Source organism: Chryseobacterium edaphi (genome assembly GCF_025628985.1).
GTDB lineage: Bacteria > Bacteroidota > Bacteroidia > Flavobacteriales > Weeksellaceae > Chryseobacterium > Chryseobacterium edaphi.
Window position 1 is genome coordinate 785,742 of sequence record NZ_JAOTEM010000001.1, and the last position, 17,334, is coordinate 803,075.

Below are 17,334 nucleotides of genomic sequence, written 5' to 3' on the forward strand. Positions count from 1 at the left end.
TAAGTAATTTGGTTATCTAATTATGAACTAACTGTGGTTTAGCATCACATCATTAAGCGAATTGATTGAAAATTTTAAAAGTAAATTTTGCCATTTTCAATTTTCAGCAGCTCATTATGTTCCATTTTTTTGATCGATCTGATGACGGTTTCTACCCGTAATCCGGTCAAGTTTGCGATTTGCTGACGGGTTAATGGTATTAGAAATGAAAAGGGTTCGTTGAATAAACTGTTGCGTTTTAAAATATCGATTACAGTCTTTATTCTGGTTGAAGGATCGGATAATGAAAGATTAAACAGCATAAGATAGTTATCATGCAGACGTGCTGAAAAATATTGTAAAAAAAGTGACGAAATTTCTCCATTGTTTTTTAATAAACTAAGAAAATCTTGTTTCCTGAGTCTCAAAATTCGGCATTGCGTCAGTGCGACTGCCGTTACAGGATATACTTTGCTATTAAAAAGAAAAGACTCTGCAAAGCACTGCTGATTTGAAAGAATGTTCTGGGTGAATTCTTTACCATCTTGATGATAGTTTTTAATCTCAACAATTCCTGTTAAAATCTGAAAGTAAAACTGCGGTTTACTACCTTCAGAAAAAATCGTTTGGTTCGGCATAAAATCAATGTACTCTGCTCCGTAACTTGACAAAAGATCTTCACTGATAAACATAGCTAAAAGAGTTTTAGATTTAAAAATGGGTTAGTTGTTTAGCGCATCAATTCAAGAAACAGACCATGTAAATATTTTATTCGATGAAAATTATCTATCATAAACTGCAGCATCAACTATTAAGGTTGTGGAGTCCAATAAAAATTGCATGATTCATTTAGCCTTTTTATGAGATTTAAAATGTTAAGTATTATTTAATAGACCTGTAACAACGCAGTAATATTAAGGATATAGCTTTGGCGAATTAAAAAAATCCATTAATTCAACCTTATGAAACACTTTTTACTGGTGCTGTGTTGTTTTGTCACGCACTTATATTTTGGTCAAGTACCTGTTCCTTATTTGCAGAACCCAACTCCCAATTCGATGATTGTCAATTGGAAAACTTCTTCCAATAACGAAACCACTGTCTATTACGGAACTTCACCCACAAATCTCAGTGTAACCGTTACCGGAACGACCAACATTTTTTCGGATACCGGCTACAACAATAATTATTACTATCACACTGCAAAGATTACCAATCTTCAACCGAACACAAAGTATTATTATAAAGTTAAAACGGGAACAAATGAGTCTTCCGTCTATAATTTCCGAACCCTTCCTTTGCCGGGACAAGCTGTTACTTCAAATGGTAAAATCAGATTTCTGATTATGGGCGACAATCAGCTAAAAAATGAACCCAGATACGATTCTCTCAATCTGCACGCTTATAGAAAAATCAAACAGCGATTTGGTGCGGCTGCAGATCCTTCAGACAATATTGCTTTGACTTTTATGGTCGGAGATCAGGTAGATGTGGGAACACTTGACCACTATGAAAATGTTCATTTTAAGAAAAATCAGAAACTTTCACCATACCTTCCGATTCAGACAACCGTGGGAAATCATGAAACCTATGGAACTTTAGGAATGAGTTCTTATTACGCCCATTTCTTTATTGATGAATTGAGCTACAAAAACATCAGTTCAGGAAACGAAAACTACTATGCTCAGCAAGCAGGAAATGTTCTCTTTATAAGTCTAAGCTCTGAGCATACTGGAGCTGCGCAACAGACCTGGCTTCAACAGGTTCTTGCTGCGGCTGCTACAGACAACACCGTACACTGGATTATTTCTCTAAGTCACAGACCTTATCAGGCGGAGCAATATGTAGGAGATATTTCTACATGGGTAAGAAACACTGCTGTACCTTTTTTGACAGCTTCTGACAAATATTTAATGCATATCGGAGCTCATCATCACTTATATCACAGAGGACAGCTCAAAAACTCACCAAACTATCAGATTATTTCAGGAGGAACTGCGTGGGATCAATATTGGGGAATGTCTAATGAGCAGGATTTTGATGATGTACAGAAAACTCTTACCGACTGGACTTACCAGATTATTGAGGTGGATGTCATCAATGGTAAAGTTGACGTAGAAAGCTACTCAATCGGAAGTATTTACAATCAGAAAAACAGTGTGACTGTCGACAGTTTCCACAGATATAAAAATTTGGCTAAACCCACCAAACCTTCGGTAACAAATGTATTTACAGCACCCGTTACCTTACCTTTAATATTAAATGGAAGTGCTTTCTCAACAACAACTTCAGAACTTCTAAATACAACACAGTTTCTTGTCAGTAAAACAGCAGACTTTTCGTTTATTGATAAAGAATTTTACCGTGATTATGAAAACTGGTTTGGGAAAGATGGTACAGGAAATCCTGATGTTACAAAAAACTTAAACGCCGGAGTTGATATTACAAAAGCAACCATTGCAGCCAATTCAATCACAAATGGAGTTTATTATGTAAAAGTACGCTACAGAGACAGAAATCTTGAATGGAGCGACTGGAGCGATGTAAAACAGTTTGAGGTAACGGGAAGTGTAGTGTCAAATCCTGCATTGGTTTTAAACAAAACCGAATATCTTCAGAATGAAGCAATTCTGGCAACTTACACAGACGGACCCGGAAATCAGCAAGACTGGGTCGGAATTTACAAAAAAGGACAAAATCCTTCTGCTGTAACTTCCCAAGGGTACAAATATACCAACGGACAAACTTCAGGTACAGCCAACTTCAACACAGGTTTGGCAACTAAAGGACAATATTTTGCAGGTTTTTTTGCGAACAATGGCTACACAGAAATCACAGGTAGAAAAAACTTCTATGTAGGACCAAAAGTGGTTTTACAGGCAACTGCCGATTCTTATCCGGTAGGAGGAACTGTTGTGATCAATTATACCAACGGACCGAATCTTACTAATGACTGGATCGGGATTTACAAAATGGGACAAGTACCGGGATCGGCAAATCCTTCTGCAGCATGGAGCTATGTAACAACTGCTGCTGGAACAAAAAACTTCACAGGATTACCAAAAGGATATTATTACGCAACTTATCTTTTGGAAGACGGTTATACTCAAATAGGAGAGAAAGTATTTTTTAAAGTGGGCGATATCGTTACAGATCTTTGGATCAATAAACCAGTCTATGCTTTAGGTGAAAATATCACGGCTTCTTGGACAGATTCTCCAGGAATTATTAAAGACTGGCTGGGAATTTATCCTCAAAGTGTGCAAATCCCGAATGATCAGTTTACATCATATACTTATTTTGACGGAGTAACGCAGGGAACTAAAACCATTACAGGAAATGTAAATGGTGTTCCTACCACAACAGGAAATTACTATATGGTGATGTTTACCAATGACTCTTACACAGAAGTTTCGAACAGAGTTTCTTTTCAGGTAGTTGGTTCATTAAGTACAAATGAAGCTCATAGCGCTACCGAGAAAAACGTAATTCTCTATCCGAACCCTGCAAAACCGGGACAGCCAACCTTTATCAAAAGTGATTATCCTATTGAAAAAATTCAGCTTTTATCTGCTGCAGGACAACTTTTATATGAAACTAAAAATATAAATGATCAGAAATTCTCACTGGTCAACGAAAATTTACCTAAAGGTGTGTATTTGGTAAAAGTATATACCAGAAAATTATTTACTTTAAAACTTATTGTAGAATAAACTTCCTTTAAACTTTAATTTAAAATCCAATCTGTAATTAGATTGGATTTTTTTTATTTTAAATTAAAGAATCTTTTGAATTTAAATTATAAATCAATAATGGCTAAAATAGTATTTTAACAAAATCCATTATTTTTCAAGAAGCTGTCGTTTTATACGACTGAGAATATCTTTTGATATACCTAAATAAGACGCAATAGTATGTTGAGGAAACCGTTGTAGGAAATTTGGATGTGTGGTAATTAAGTTAGGATGTTCACAAAAACAACAATAGTATTCAGCTCAACGGGTAGCATTATTTAGAATCTTTGGTACTGGAGACAGATGGAAGGACGCAAGAAATAGAAATTTCGAATATATTTACTTTTATTGGGGCAAAGCCATGTACAGAGTGGCTGAACGGAATTGTTTCAATGGATGATAAGTGATTCATTTATACAGGTGCAGATGTCGTTAAAATGGAAATGGCTAATTCTCTAATCTATAAAAAAAGAAAACCACAATCTCTGGAGACAAGTATTTCTGGTTTTTACGCAGTTGGTGACGTTCGGAAAGGTTCAGTAAAAAGAGTAGCCTCCGCAGTGGGTGAAGGTTCTATAGCGATCAGCCAGATTCATCAATATTTGGACGAATTAAAAATGAAAATGTAAGTCGAGGATATGAATTTAAAAAATTGGAAAAAATTGAAAATAGTGATCATTGGATCGAATTTATATTTAAAATTTCACTAATGAAAAAAGACAGTGCAATTGTGAACTCTTAAGATTAAAAAACAAACACCCATGTCCGAAAACTTTGGTGTTTGTTTTTTAATCTAGAATTTGCAGAATAAACTTCAGGCTGCATCTCAAAGATGATTATCTTTTTTTAAGTTAAAGGCATTTCACTTGCAATCTCAATTCCAATTTTTCCGTATAAATCTTTATCACCTGCTCTTGTTTCCAATAAACTATGAGCTTTACCGATATCTTCTAATGAGAACACCTTATTGACAACAGGTTTTAGTTTTTTATTTTCGACCAATTTCGTTAATTCATCCATTTTATTTCTGTTTTGTCGTGTAAAAACAAAATGGTAAGTGGCATTTTTCCCCCAAGCTTCAATCAGATTCTGAGGTTTATCAATATCAACCAATGTAACGACCTGTCCCATCTGACTGAGAATTTTTCCACTTTCTGAAAGGGTATTTCCACCCAATGTATCAATGATAACGTCAACGCCTTTATTATTAGTCAATTGCATGATGACATCGAGATAATTTTCATTTTCATAATCAATTACAAAATCAGCTCCCAATTCAGTTAGAAATTTGTGATGAACTTTTCTCGCAGTTGTATATACGATAGCACCCATAGCTTTTGCAATTTGAATCGTAGGAATTCCTACACCTCCCGCACCACCGTGAATCAAAATGGATTGATTGATTTTGAGCTGAGCTCTTGTAACCAGCATTTCCCAAGCAGTACCTGCTGCCAAAGGAAGTGTTGCCGCTTCAAGATGACTGATGTTTTTTGGTTTGAGTCCGATAATAGATTCATGGGCACAGTGATATTGTGCATAACTTCCTTGTCCCTTAAAAATCTCCGGAGTGTAATAAACTTCATCTCCAATTTTAAAGTTTTCTACTCCGGAGCCAAGTTCTACGATAATCCCGGAAACATCATGACCTGTAATAACGGGCAACGTAAGCTCATTCTTATAATCTCCACGACGTACCTGAAAATCAAGAGGGTTCACTGAGGTTGCAATAACTTTGACTAAAACTTCCCTAAAACCTGGCTTTGGCATCGGGATTTCTACAATTTCGAATTTTTCTACAGAGCCAAATTCTTTTAAGATTGCTGCTTTCATAATAATTTAGTTAATTAGGTAAATATCTAAATATTAATATAAATTTTTTTATAATTCATTTTTTATAAGAGTCGCTAAATCCTGGATTAATTTTTCATTCCTCTTATAATACGTCCATTGACCTTTTCTGGTGGCAATCACAATACCTGCAGCTGACATCGTTTTTAAATAATCAGAGACAGTAGGAACAGACATACCTGCTTTCTTTGCAATATCCGAAACACATACTCCCAATTCATTTGTTTCTTCACCCAGCTCTTCTGCAGTAAAATATGCAAACGGATCTTTTAGCCATTTAAGAATATTTAAACGGGTCTCATTGGATAACGATTTAATCACTTCTAATAATTCCATGATGCAAATTTAGGTAATTTCCTAAATGCCTACAAGTTTTTATTAAAAATATTGGCTTGAATGAAGTAGCGATAAGTTTCTGGTTGAGAAATTGTTTGCACGAAAATCTATTTCCTCTTTTCTGAAATGAATATTTTTACTATTTAATCTTCGTTCATCACTTGAATTTCTTTTAATTTTCATCATATTAATTGATTTGACTTAAGTATAGTAATCCGGTGGAATTTGCAGTATGTAAATAATTAGAATAGAATTTATTAAACTATTGATAAATAAAAAGAGCAACCTTACGATTACTCTCTTCTTTAATAAATCAAATAACTCTATAATAATACACAAATTTCTTATTTAATCTAATTCTTTAATTATATTGTAAAAATAGAAGCAATATGAATCGAAGTACTTATTCTCTTACTTATTGTAAAGCTAATTACTAAAAGACCAAAGATTATATGACTTACCTCATAACAAACTATTTTCTTTATCTAAATTCATGATTTTATAAGTATTTCATCCGTATGATTATGATCATAACAATATCTAATGGGTGTCACTAAATTGTAAACAATTAAATCACATTAAATAAATGCAGAACTTATTATGTTTTAGTCATCTGTCGTGGAATTTTGTTTTCCAGCGACCACAACATCTTCTTACAAGATTTTCAAAGCAATATCAGGTATTTTATTTTGAAGAACCAAGGATCGGAGATTCAGATATGTACATTGTCGATATGCAGGACGGTGTTTCCATTGTTCAGCTTTTGGTTGCCAATCATGATGATACCACAGCAGATCGTATCAAAAATCTTATATCCCAGGTTTTACAGGAATATAATATTGAAAATTATGTAAGTTGGTATTATACTCCTATGGCACTTCAATTTACAGATCATCTCAATCCAGAAACGATTATTTATGATTCAATGGATGAATTGTCTGCGTTCAGATTTGCTCCGCCACAACTTTTGCAGTTGGAAGAAGAGTTATTCAAAAAAGCAGATGTAGTTTTCACGGGTGGAAATTCTCTCTATCAGGCAAAGAAAAACCGACATCACAACATTCATGCAATGCCAAGCAGTATCGATAAGTCACATTTCGGACAAGCAAGAATCCTTCAGCATGAGCCTGAAGATCAAAAATCGATAGGTTTTCCAAGACTGGGATTTTTTGGAGTTGTCGATGAAAGATTTGATATTGAATTACTCCGTGAAGTTTCCGAAAAACGTCCTGAATGGCAATTTGTGATCATCGGCCCAGTTGTAAAAATCAATCAGGATGATTTACCGCAAGCTTCCAATATTCATTATTTGGGTTCAAAAACATATTCCGAATTACCTCAATACATTGCAAATTGGGATATTGCGTTGATTTTATTTGCCTTAAATGAATCAACGGAATTTATTAGCCCCACCAAAACTCCTGAATATTTGGCTGCTGGAAAACCCGTGATTTCTACAGCCATCAAAGATGTTGTCAATCCATACGGTACTGCCGGTTTGGTACAGATCATTGATGATTCTGAATCTTTCATTTCAGCTGCAGAAAAGATATTTGCCGATACAGAAAGAGATCATTGGCTGAGAACGGTTGATCATTTTCTTGAAGACGATTCCTGGGATCATACTTTTAATAAGATGAATATGCTTATAAATGAAGTAAAAACAGGAAACAAACAGATTACAAATACCCAAAAGCAAATCAACCATGTATGATTTTTTAATAGTAGGCTGCGGTTTTGCCGGAGCAGTTTTGGCAGAGCGTCTTGCTAATGAAGGAAAGAAGATTTTAATCGTTGACAAACGCGACCATATTGCAGGAAATGCTTTTGATTTTTACAACGAGGAAGGAATTCTGATTCATAAATACGGACCGCATATTTTTCACACCAATTCCGAAGATGTTTTTAGATATTTAGGAAAATTTACCGATTGGAGACCTTATGAACACCGTGTTTTGGGAAGCGTTGACGGTTTGCTGGTTCCTATTCCCATCAATCTTACGACGATCAATGAGTTGTACGGTAAAAATTTGACTTCAGATGAGGTCACCGATTTTTTAGCTTCGAAAGCTGAAAAAAGAAATCCCATTTTGACTTCCGAAGATGTTGTTTTAAATGTTGTTGGAAAAGAGTTGTACGAGAAATTTTTCAAAGGCTACACCAAAAAACAATGGGATCTCGATCCTTCAGAATTAGACGCTTCTGTTACAGCACGTGTTCCAACAAGAACCAATAAAGATGACCGTTATTTTACAGACACTTTTCAAGCAATGCCGAAAAACGGCTATACAGAAATGTTCAAAAAAATGCTGTCCCACAAAAATATCAATATCATGCTTCAGACCGATTATAAAGATATTGTTGATGTCATTCCGTTTAAAACATTGATTTACACAGGTCCTATTGATTCATATTTTGATTATTGCTACGGGAAATTGCCGTACCGTTCTATTGATTTTAAATTTGAAACTTTGAATCAGGAAAATTATCAGGCAACAGGAACAGTCAATTATCCAACCTCAAATTTATATACTAGAATTACTGAGTTTAAATTTTTAACCGGACAAAAAAACGATAAAACGACTATTGTTTATGAATATCCGACAGCCGAAGGTGATCCTTATTATCCGATTCCTAGAAAGCAGAATCAGGAAATTTACAATCAGTATAAAAAACTTTCAGAAGATCACCCCGATGTATTTTTCACTGGACGTTTGGGAACGTATAAGTATTACAATATGGATCAGGTTGTGGCACAGTCATTAGCACTTTTCAGAAAGTTAAAAAGTAGAGAAGAGTATGTTCAGCAATGATTTTCTACCGTTAAATATCAATCCCTTCAAAAGTTTTCTGATGGGAGGATTTGAGTGTGCAGATCAGCAAAATGCCTTTGGAAGGCGGGTAGATTTGTACAAAACATCGGGACACGACCGTTTTTTGGAAGAAGATTACGATCAATTAAATGAAATCGGAATTAAAACCGTTCGTGAAGGCATTCGTTGGAGTGTAGTCGAAACAAAACCTTATGAGTATGACTGGACAGAAGTCGAACGAATCATTAAAGTTTCTCAGGAGAAAAATATTCAGGTAGTATGGGATATTTGCCATTTTGGTTTTCCAGATGATCTCACTCCGCTTCACCCGATGTTTGCGAGAAGATTCAGTCACATATGTCGTGAATTCGTTATTAAATACCGAAGTCTGGTTCCCGAAGGTCTTTTAATAGTAACTCCTATCAATGAAGTCAGCTTTATTTCCTGGTTAGGTGGTGATGTGAGAGGAACATCACCTTACTGCGTCGGACAAGGTTGGGAAGTGAAATATGCCTTAATGAAAGCCTACATTGAAGGAATAGAAATGATGAAAGAAATTGATCCATCGGTAAGAATTTTAATCACTGAACCTCTTATCAGTATCGTTTCTAATGATCCGAATAATAACGAAGCGGTTTTATTTGCCGAAGAGAAACATTTTGAGCAATTTCAGGTTCACGATATATTGTCAGGAGCAATGTGTCCGGAACTTAGGGGCAAACCGGAATATCTCGATATTATCGGCGTTAATTATTATTACGACAATCAGTGGATCAATGAAACTCATGAATTTTTGCCTTGGGCAAAGGAGCCGCCACATCCTTTATTCAGGTCGCTTCACACATTAGTTGAAACTGTTTTTGCAAGATACGGAAGACCAATTATTATTGCCGAAACCAGTCATCCCGGAGAAGACCGCGCAAAATGGATTCGGTCGATCACGAAAGAATGTATTTCTATATTAAAATCAGGACTTCCTCTTTTTGGATGCTGCTTTTATCCGCTTATTGACCGTCCTGACTGGGATGATTTGAATGATTGGCATCACAGTGGGATTTGGGATATTTATGATACTAAAGATCTTACAAGAGTAGCTGATCTTGATAGTTTAACAGCAATAAATGCATTTGAAAAACAACTGAATTCACTATTTGTCAATAGTTAAATTTTTCTGCGATATAAAGTTCAAAGCCTTCTTAATTTTTAAGAAGGCTTAATTTTAATATTTCTCAAAAAACTAATTTTATAATTTATAATTCACAAGCTATGATCTAGATCATACCTGCAAATCACCTTATAATATTACCTTTGAAGAGTATGTTTTATAACACTTATTAGTGATATAAGTTTATTTAATATTTCGTTATGCAGTTTGTGTTTAATTTTAATTGTATTTAATTTTTTCAGTATGTTAATCGATGAAGATCTGCTCTTTCGGTATGGAGGTGAATTGGTGAATTTTAGGAAGAATGATTTCATATTCAAAGAATTAGAATATCCAAAGTTTTATTTTCAGATAAAGCATGGCAATGTGAAAATCAACAATTATCAGTCGGAAGGCAAAGAATTCATTCACAGTTTTCCATCTGCAGGACATTCTTTAGGGGAAACGTTTATATTTTCCGACAGACCATATCCTGTAAATGCAGTGGCAATGACAGATTCGGGAATTATTAGAGTTCTTGCGTCAAAGTTTTTTGATCTGGTCAACAGCAATGCAAATATTATCTATCAGCTTTACCAGTATACCTCACAACGAATGCATTATCGGTACGTCATGCTCAATAATTTGTCATCAGTAAATCCTTACAGTAAAGTTTTATGTGTGATGGATTGTTTGAAGCAGTATCATCAAGTAGCTGAACAATTTTGTTATCAAATTCCATACACACGTCTTGAAATTGCTTCACTCACAGGACTTCGTGTAGAAACAGTGATCAGAGTGATAAAAAAAATGGAACGTGAGGATATTGTAAAAATAATCAGTGGGAAAATTTTTTATTAATTGTCAGGTTTGTGAATGATTTAGATAAACAAATTAATAAAGTTGTTAAGAACTGATGATTTTTTGCAGATGAAAAGAATCTGTTAATCTTATTTTTCAGGATATGATCTGAGTCATAGTTTTCAGGTTTCTTTCTGATTAGTTTTGATCTACACCAATCTAAAAAACTGTTATATGAGCAATCATTACACAAACGATAACAATAAGTTTGCAATTTTCAAACGCAGAAAAGTTCTTATTATTACAATGAATTCAGATTTTTTGTTCTCATGAAGATATTTTTCCAGAATGTCCTTTCATTAAATCTTGTTTCATTTCTTTTCAATAATTATTAGATATACGCAATCTGTTTACAATTAAAAACATTTTGTCATACCTTTAGCATTGCTGATTAATTGAAATTAAATATACTCAGAAAACTGATCTTTTTGCATAGCTTTATACTATTAACTTTTATAACAAAATATTTGAAAAATAACACCAAATCAAATAAATCCAAACTGTCAGATTTAGTCAATTCTGCTCAAATAATTGGAGAAGAATCTCTTACCGAAGCAGCAGAAACCGATTCTGTCAACTCATTTCCTGAAATTACATTAGCAAAGTTAAAATCTGCAAAACTTTTAACAGCTAGTATCGACGAAGAATATGGTGGGAGAAATTTGGGATTGAAAGCAGGGACAAATTTAGCACTCCTTACTGTTCTGAAAAATATTGGTAAAGGAAATTTGGTTATGGGCAGAGTGTTGGAAGGACACATTAATGCTCAGATTTTAATCAATCAATTCGGTAGTGAGAAGCAGAAAAAACTTTTTGCCGAAGACGCATTTGAAGGAAGATTATTTGGCGTCTGGAATACTCAGGCCGAAGATGGTACTTTCTTATCAAAAAAAGAAAAAGGCAATTTTTATCTAAATGGTTCAAAGACTTTTGCCACCGGAAGTGAATATGTAACCCGACCCATCGTGACTGCTGCTAAAAAAGATGGATCGTGGCAAATGTGTGTAGTTCCGTTAGATAAATTAACAGTAAAAAGTGACTCCAGTTGGTGGAATCCGATGGGCATGAAAGCAAGCAGAAGCTTTAAAATGACATTTACAAAAGCTCATATCACAAAAATTAATTTATTGGGATCGGCAGGAGAATATTATCTTCAGCCTGGTTTTAGTGGTGGTGCAGTACGTTTTGCAGCGGTTCAACTGGGTGCAGCTGAACGACTTTTAGATGAAACAAAAAAGTATCTGGTAAGTCTGAATAGAACACAGGACCCATTTCAAAAAATGAGATTGGGACAAATGGCAATTGCAGTAGAATCAGGGAATCATTGGTTGAATAATTCAGCTATGCGACTTGATCAATATATGAAAAAACCGACCAAAAGAAAGGGTGATGGTTTTATCATCTATGCCAACATGATGCGGACTGCTATTGAGCAAATATGCATTGAGGTCATGAATCTTTGTCAGAAATGTGTCGGCGCTCGCGGACTTAATAAACCTTATCATTTTGAAAGAATCATTCGTGATCTCAGCACTTATTTAAGACAACCTGCTCCCGATGCGGTATTGGGAGATATTGGAGGACATCTGTTACAATCGAGTTTTCCCGCCAGTGAAATCTGGAATGTAAACTTTAATAAAAAGAAAAAAAATGAATCAAATAAATTTTGAGAATACACCATTGGCTCCGGAGCAATGTGTCACAGGATTCGGAACAACACTTATTGTTGCTCCCCATGCAGATGATGAAAGTTTGGGTTGTGGAGGAGTCATTTCGTTGTTGCGAAAATATGGACAGACAGTATATATTTTACTGCTCAGCGATGGAACATTATCACATCCGAACAGCAAAGAATTTCCAGCTGAAAAGCTGAGAGATCTACGTGAGGAAGAGTTGCTGAACGCTGCTGAAATTCTCGGCGTACTGGCAGAGAATATTATTTTTTGCAGGTTTAAAGATCGAAGTGTGCCTTCAGTTAACGATGAAGGTTTTGATGGAGCTGTGACGAATATATCAAAAATGATAGGTATGCTCAAACCGCAGAGTATCTTCGTCCCATGGCGCAGAGATCCACATCCGGATCATCAAGCGGCTTTTCAATTAATTAACACTGCAGATACTTTGAACGCAAAAATCTATGAATATCCGATCTGGCTTCATGAATTAGGAGAAACCGGAGATGCACCTACCAATGATGAGTCGATGCCTTTCCGCTTAAATATAAGCAGCGTACTTGACAAAAAGCAGGAAGCTATATCGCAGCATCGTTCTCAGATTACGGATCTTATCAGTGATGATCCCGAAGGATTCAGGCTTTCTCAGGAAATGCTCAATCAATTTAATGTACCTTACGAAACTTTTTTTATCTCCAAATAATGATCGAAAAACAATCTTTAGATTCAGAATACTTCAAAGATGTTTATGACGCCAATGAAGATCCCTGGAATTTTGAAACCAGCGAGTATGAGGCGGCAAAATATTCGGCAACAATCGCAGCTCTGCCCAAACAACAGTATGAAAATGTTTTGGAAATTGGCTGTTCTATCGGAGTTCTTACTCAGCTTCTGGCACAAAAAAGTACTCATTTACTCGCAACCGATGTTTCGCAGAAAGCATTGGATATTGCGGCTAAACGTTGTGAAAAATTAAAAAACGTATCTTTTCGAAAGATGAGTTTTCCTAAAGAACTTCCTGAAGATCAATATGATTTGATTATGATTTCGGAAGTTGCTTATTACTTGTCGTCAGCAGATTGGGAATTTGCCATAAGCAGTCTATATGACAGGTTGAGTCTTAACGGAAATATTGTCCTGGTACACTGGTTGCCCGAAGTTCATGATTATCCACAAACAGGCGACGAAGTACATGACACCTTTGAAAGATTGATGCAGGATAAAATGAAAAATGTTTTTAAAAACAGAGCAGAAACTTACAGAATTGATGTTTGGGCGAAATTATGATTGGAATAGTCCTGAACCTTTGTCTGTAAATCTTCAATGGCTTTATCAATATGAACGGCTGGAAATCTGTTTTTACTATTCAACTGTTTCAGCTGATTCACTTTTCTATACCATTCTCCAAAATAACGGGTGTTGATGAAGGATGTGTAAATTTCTTCTTCTACAATAATTTCAGGTGCGATTTTATTCATTATTTGATTAAAATCTGACTGTGCTACATCTTTTGATTTCCACAATTTCATCAGTTTTCTTTTTTGAGTAAACCTGTTGACAATGGAATCGCAGGATTCAACAAAATATTCATCAATATGATTCCCTAAATTTTTCCAGACATTAAGCTGATATGACAGACCAACTTCTGCACGGCCGATACATCTCGCAGAAGTATAAACAGTTACCTGATGACTGTGGCGAATTTTCGCATCGATACCTTCTAATTTTTCGAAAAAAGCACAATCCTCAAGATGATTTACTACGGGAACTCCTCCAGATTTTGCATAGCATTCAGTAGTAATTGCAAAGCTACCATTAAAATGTTGATGGTGTCTCGGAACAGGATCGTATTCGGAATTGATGATTTTTCCTTCCAGCTCAGCAATGAGAAGCTGATATTTTTCGTCTTTTAAATGATGTAGAAGTGTAAATTCATCCAAGCCAGCAAGTTCATCTTCAGATAGTAATATTCTGCCTCCAACAACTTCTGCACCATTATAAATTTCCTGTTGCGTCTGTGAAATCCAGTCGGGTGCGACCATTGTATCGCCATCAGTTGTCAGAATAATACCGCCACCATTTTTGCAAAGTCTTGAGTAGGCACATTCCATTAAATTTCTGCGTACATATCCAATATTTGCATGGACAGGCGATAAGGTGACTTCTTCCAAATAAATATTAAGCTGTGGATGATTGTGCTGAAAATCTTTTATAATTGCTACTGAACGATCAGAACAGTTATTAGCTAAAATCAAAATCTCAAACAGTTCAGGATTTATCTCGTCACCAAACAAATCAATTTGCTTAGCAAACGAAGAAAGTGTTTTTAGAATATATGTCTCTTCATCTTTTACAGGAATGACAATACTTGATTTTACAGTAGGCAAAATTTTTAATTGTGAGAATAATGAATCACTAAAATGTTCTGTGGGATTTTTCATCTAAATTTTTTTTAGTCCAATAGACATTTATATTTTCAGGATAAGCTGAAATTTTTCAATAAATTCAATTTTCAGCTTTAAATCAATTAAGAGAAAATCAATTGTATCCATTATATTTCCTAAAGATGGATTATTGAGATATTTACAATTCTAATACCAATGAGTTTATTAAAGAAAACTAATTGATCATTTTTTTTAATTTTATTTGTATTAAAAATAGCGATAATAGATATCTGTGATTTTTTTAAAACAAAAAGTAATCCCCACGTCTAAACTGCCTTTTTTTTATTATTTTTATACAATGTTACAGTAGGATTATGAATCAAAAAAATCCATCGATCTGTTGCTAATTCTCTATTTTGAACGAAAAACTATAAAGAAGTTTTTATTTTTAAAAAAGTTCAGAAACCATACCAATAAATTTTAAAAATATGATTAACATAAAGATCAAACGTGAAAAAATGAATGCTGTTTTTATGAAACATCATTTAAGAGGTTTGCCGTTCGATGCAGTGATTCACCATTTTAGTGAGAAAGATCAAAATGAGCATATTCATGATCATCCTTTCAGTTTTACAACTCATATTTTAAAAGGAAGTTATGTAGAAAGGATTTATGAAATTCTTGAAGACGGTACTTACACTTCCTCAATTCATCACAGAAAAGAAGGTACTGCACATTTCGTATCAGCACATACGATCCATGAGATCATTGAGCTACCGGAAGGTGAATGCTTTACTTTAATCAGACCTTATGAGAAAGAGAAAGAAACATGTTTTTACAGGTTCGAAGACGGAAAGGTCTTGATCAGACAATGGAACCAGCGAAAATTCAGAGAAATCTAAATAAAGTTAAATTTTAAAAACTTAATTATCATCATGTGCTGCATCAACAGGTTTTGATTGCGGAGATCCTTTTTCTCTGAACCAGATTGACAGCAAAACAATCGATGCAACGGCGAGAAACTCACTTTGCCAGTTCTGAAAAGATTCAAACCAAAACTGGGAATCTAAGATATAATCATTCCATTTCAAGGTTTGCAGATGCTTCTCAATTTGCTCTTCATTATAGTTATTAAAACTTCCTATAAAATGAAATATAAAGCTCAGTAAAAATAATATCAAAAACGAAATAGAAAGCGAATGCTTGTAAATTGAAAGTACAATTCCTCCTTTTTTAACAGGCCATGGCGCATTTTTATGAGCAGTAGGTTCCTGATCAACATCTTCTTCTTCATTAAGAGATTTTGATTCGGCAGAACCTTTTTGTCGTAATGATATAGTCAAAAGAACATACATTCCCATTTGTAGAAATTCACTTTCCCAATTTTCAAACGTTGCCTGCATAAAATGCGGACTGCAAAAATATTGATATAGTGATAATGGTGGCATTTTAACTTCAGCCAATTCACTGTTTTTAACATGCCAACCGGTAATAAACTGAAAAAAGAGAAATAATATAAATAAGCTTAATACGACAATACTCAATCCGTTTCTGTAGAAAAAATTATTTTTTTCTCTTGATTTTAAACTTTTCATAATATGTATATCGGCAAATTGTTATGAAATAAAAAATTGAAAAGTCCTCTTTCTAATTTTCGAAATATTGCAAATCTGACTTTTCACAGTAATAAAGATAATCATTAATATGAATGAGTAAGAACTAAAATTTAATAATGAATTGATATTTACTAAAGCACTACAAAAAAGATAGGGAAGTGTATAATACGGAATAAAGAACTATGCAGAATAACCGGGAGATTCAGCATTTACTGATTTAAACAACAATTCTTCCACCGTTGAATAGAGATAGAAGAATTTCTAATAGGTTATAAAAAATTATAACCAGATAATGCAGTTGGCGGTTTAATAAAAAACCTTTCCTTTTTCTATCTTTACTACTTCCTCTTTTTCAAGTTTTTTTAAATATCTGATGACGGTTTCTGTCCGTAAACCCGTTATGCAGGCAAATTGTTTTCGCGTCAGTTTAACTTCATAAGAATATGCTGCTTCGTTATCACTGAAACTTTTAAAATACTGTAAAGTACCTCTGATTCTCTTCTCAGCGGATGGAGATGCAATATTCTGCATCATTATAAATTTTTGATACAGGGTTTTAGAGATGTATTTCTGAACGTCTGATGATGCTTTAGGATGATCTTTCAACATTTTTAAAAATTCTTCCTTTGCTACTCTGATCACAGTACATTCTGAGATAGCAACTGCATTTACCGGATATTTTTCGTCTACAAACAGCAAAAGCTCACAGACACTTTCTCCATCAGTCAGCAGACTTTGAATAAGTTCTCGTCCATCTTCATCGGTATAGTTCAATTTTACATTACCGGAAACTATTTGATAATAATATTTTGGAGTTTCATTTTCAAAAAATATGGTTTCGTTGGTATTAAAATTATGAGAAGTACCCCCAAAAGATAATAGCAAATCAGTATCTACAAGCATTTTGATTATTTTTCTACTAAGATAGAAATTTTTAAGATAGATC

16 protein-coding genes are annotated in these 17,334 nt (G+C 34.4%); 10 read left to right on the forward strand and 6 right to left on the reverse strand.

Going from position 1 to position 17,334, the window contains the following annotated elements; genetic code table 11:
• Nucleotides 1-74: 74 nt before the first annotated feature.
• The gene (locus NZ698_RS03675) at nt 75-671 is read right to left on the reverse strand and encodes a Crp/Fnr family transcriptional regulator (RefSeq protein ID WP_263001735.1); all 597 of its coding nucleotides are present in this window, start codon (nt 669-671) and stop codon (nt 75-77) included.
• 270 nt (nt 672-941) lie between these two features.
• On the opposite strand from NZ698_RS03675, the gene NZ698_RS03680 reads away from it, so the two are divergent.
• Nucleotides 942-3,692: a fibronectin type III domain-containing protein gene (locus NZ698_RS03680; protein WP_263001736.1), complete on the forward strand. Its 2,751-nt coding sequence runs from the start codon at nt 942-944 to the stop codon at nt 3,690-3,692.
• Between the two features lie 464 nt (nt 3,693-4,156).
• Nucleotides 4,157-4,342: a hypothetical protein gene (locus tag NZ698_RS03690; RefSeq protein ID WP_263001737.1), complete on the forward strand. Its 186-nt coding sequence runs from the start codon at nt 4,157-4,159 to the stop codon at nt 4,340-4,342.
• Between the two features lie 217 nt (nt 4,343-4,559).
• On the opposite strand, the gene NZ698_RS03695 is transcribed toward NZ698_RS03690, so the two are convergent.
• Together NZ698_RS03695 and NZ698_RS03700 are read right to left on the reverse strand one after the other, a co-directional pair.
• A complete protein-coding gene (locus NZ698_RS03695) occupies nt 4,560-5,543 on the reverse strand; it encodes a zinc-dependent alcohol dehydrogenase family protein (protein ID WP_263001738.1) in 984 nt (327 codons plus the stop codon).
• Between the two features lie 48 nt (nt 5,544-5,591).
• Nucleotides 5,592-5,897, reverse strand: a complete 306-nt coding sequence (locus NZ698_RS03700; protein ID WP_263001739.1) for an ArsR/SmtB family transcription factor — start codon at nt 5,895-5,897, stop codon at nt 5,592-5,594.
• Between the two features lie 586 nt (nt 5,898-6,483).
• Here NZ698_RS03700 and NZ698_RS03705 point away from each other — a divergent pair.
• The 7 genes from NZ698_RS03705 (at nt 6,484) to NZ698_RS03735 (ending at nt 13,675) form a co-directional block, all read left to right on the forward strand.
• Nucleotides 6,484-7,611 (forward strand): glycosyltransferase family 1 protein, encoded by a 1,128-nt coding sequence (locus tag NZ698_RS03705; RefSeq protein WP_263001740.1) that lies wholly within the window; start codon nt 6,484-6,486, stop codon nt 7,609-7,611.
• The gene (gene glf, locus NZ698_RS03710) at nt 7,604-8,710 is read left to right on the forward strand and encodes a UDP-galactopyranose mutase (RefSeq protein WP_263001741.1); all 1,107 of its coding nucleotides are present in this window, start codon (nt 7,604-7,606) and stop codon (nt 8,708-8,710) included. Before NZ698_RS03705 ends, glf begins: the two co-directional genes overlap by 8 nt.
• Nucleotides 8,697-9,875: a hypothetical protein gene (locus NZ698_RS03715; protein ID WP_263001742.1), complete on the forward strand. Its 1,179-nt coding sequence runs from the start codon at nt 8,697-8,699 to the stop codon at nt 9,873-9,875. The genes glf and NZ698_RS03715 overlap by 14 nt, the downstream gene beginning before the upstream one ends.
• 243 nt (nt 9,876-10,118) lie before the next feature.
• Complete coding sequence (locus NZ698_RS03720) at nt 10,119-10,715, forward strand: Crp/Fnr family transcriptional regulator (protein ID WP_263001743.1); 597 nt, start codon at nt 10,119-10,121, stop codon at nt 10,713-10,715.
• Nucleotides 10,716-11,182: 467 nt separating this feature from the next.
• Nucleotides 11,183-12,385: an acyl-CoA dehydrogenase family protein gene (locus tag NZ698_RS03725; protein ID WP_263001744.1), complete on the forward strand. Its 1,203-nt coding sequence runs from the start codon at nt 11,183-11,185 to the stop codon at nt 12,383-12,385.
• Entirely contained in the window at nt 12,366-13,091 is a 726-nt protein-coding gene (locus tag NZ698_RS03730) for a PIG-L deacetylase family protein (protein WP_263001745.1), read from the forward strand. Before NZ698_RS03725 ends, NZ698_RS03730 begins: the two co-directional genes overlap by 20 nt.
• On the forward strand, nt 13,091-13,675 hold the full coding sequence (locus tag NZ698_RS03735; RefSeq protein WP_263001746.1) for a class I SAM-dependent DNA methyltransferase: 585 nt from the start codon (nt 13,091-13,093) through the stop codon (nt 13,673-13,675). The genes NZ698_RS03730 and NZ698_RS03735 overlap by 1 nt, the downstream gene beginning before the upstream one ends.
• Here the strand turns inward: NZ698_RS03735 and NZ698_RS03740 are convergent.
• Nucleotides 13,645-14,829, reverse strand: a complete 1,185-nt coding sequence (locus NZ698_RS03740; RefSeq protein WP_263001747.1) for a glycosyltransferase family 2 protein — start codon at nt 14,827-14,829, stop codon at nt 13,645-13,647. The two genes, NZ698_RS03735 and NZ698_RS03740, sit on opposite strands and share 31 nt — an antisense overlap.
• 431 nt (nt 14,830-15,260) lie before the next feature.
• Here NZ698_RS03740 and NZ698_RS03745 point away from each other — a divergent pair, with 431 nt between their 5' ends.
• A complete protein-coding gene (locus NZ698_RS03745; RefSeq protein ID WP_263001748.1) occupies nt 15,261-15,674 on the forward strand; it encodes a hypothetical protein in 414 nt (137 codons plus the stop codon).
• A gap of 21 nt (nt 15,675-15,695) precedes the next feature.
• Here the strand turns inward: NZ698_RS03745 and NZ698_RS03750 are convergent, their stop codons facing one another.
• Together NZ698_RS03750 and NZ698_RS03755 are read right to left on the reverse strand one after the other, a co-directional pair.
• Nucleotides 15,696-16,367 (reverse strand): DUF6766 family protein, encoded by a 672-nt coding sequence (locus tag NZ698_RS03750; RefSeq protein ID WP_263001749.1) that lies wholly within the window; start codon nt 16,365-16,367, stop codon nt 15,696-15,698.
• Between the two features lie 327 nt (nt 16,368-16,694).
• Entirely contained in the window at nt 16,695-17,291 is a 597-nt protein-coding gene (locus NZ698_RS03755) for a Crp/Fnr family transcriptional regulator (protein WP_263001750.1), read from the reverse strand.
• Between the last annotated feature and the right edge of the window lie 43 nt (nt 17,292-17,334).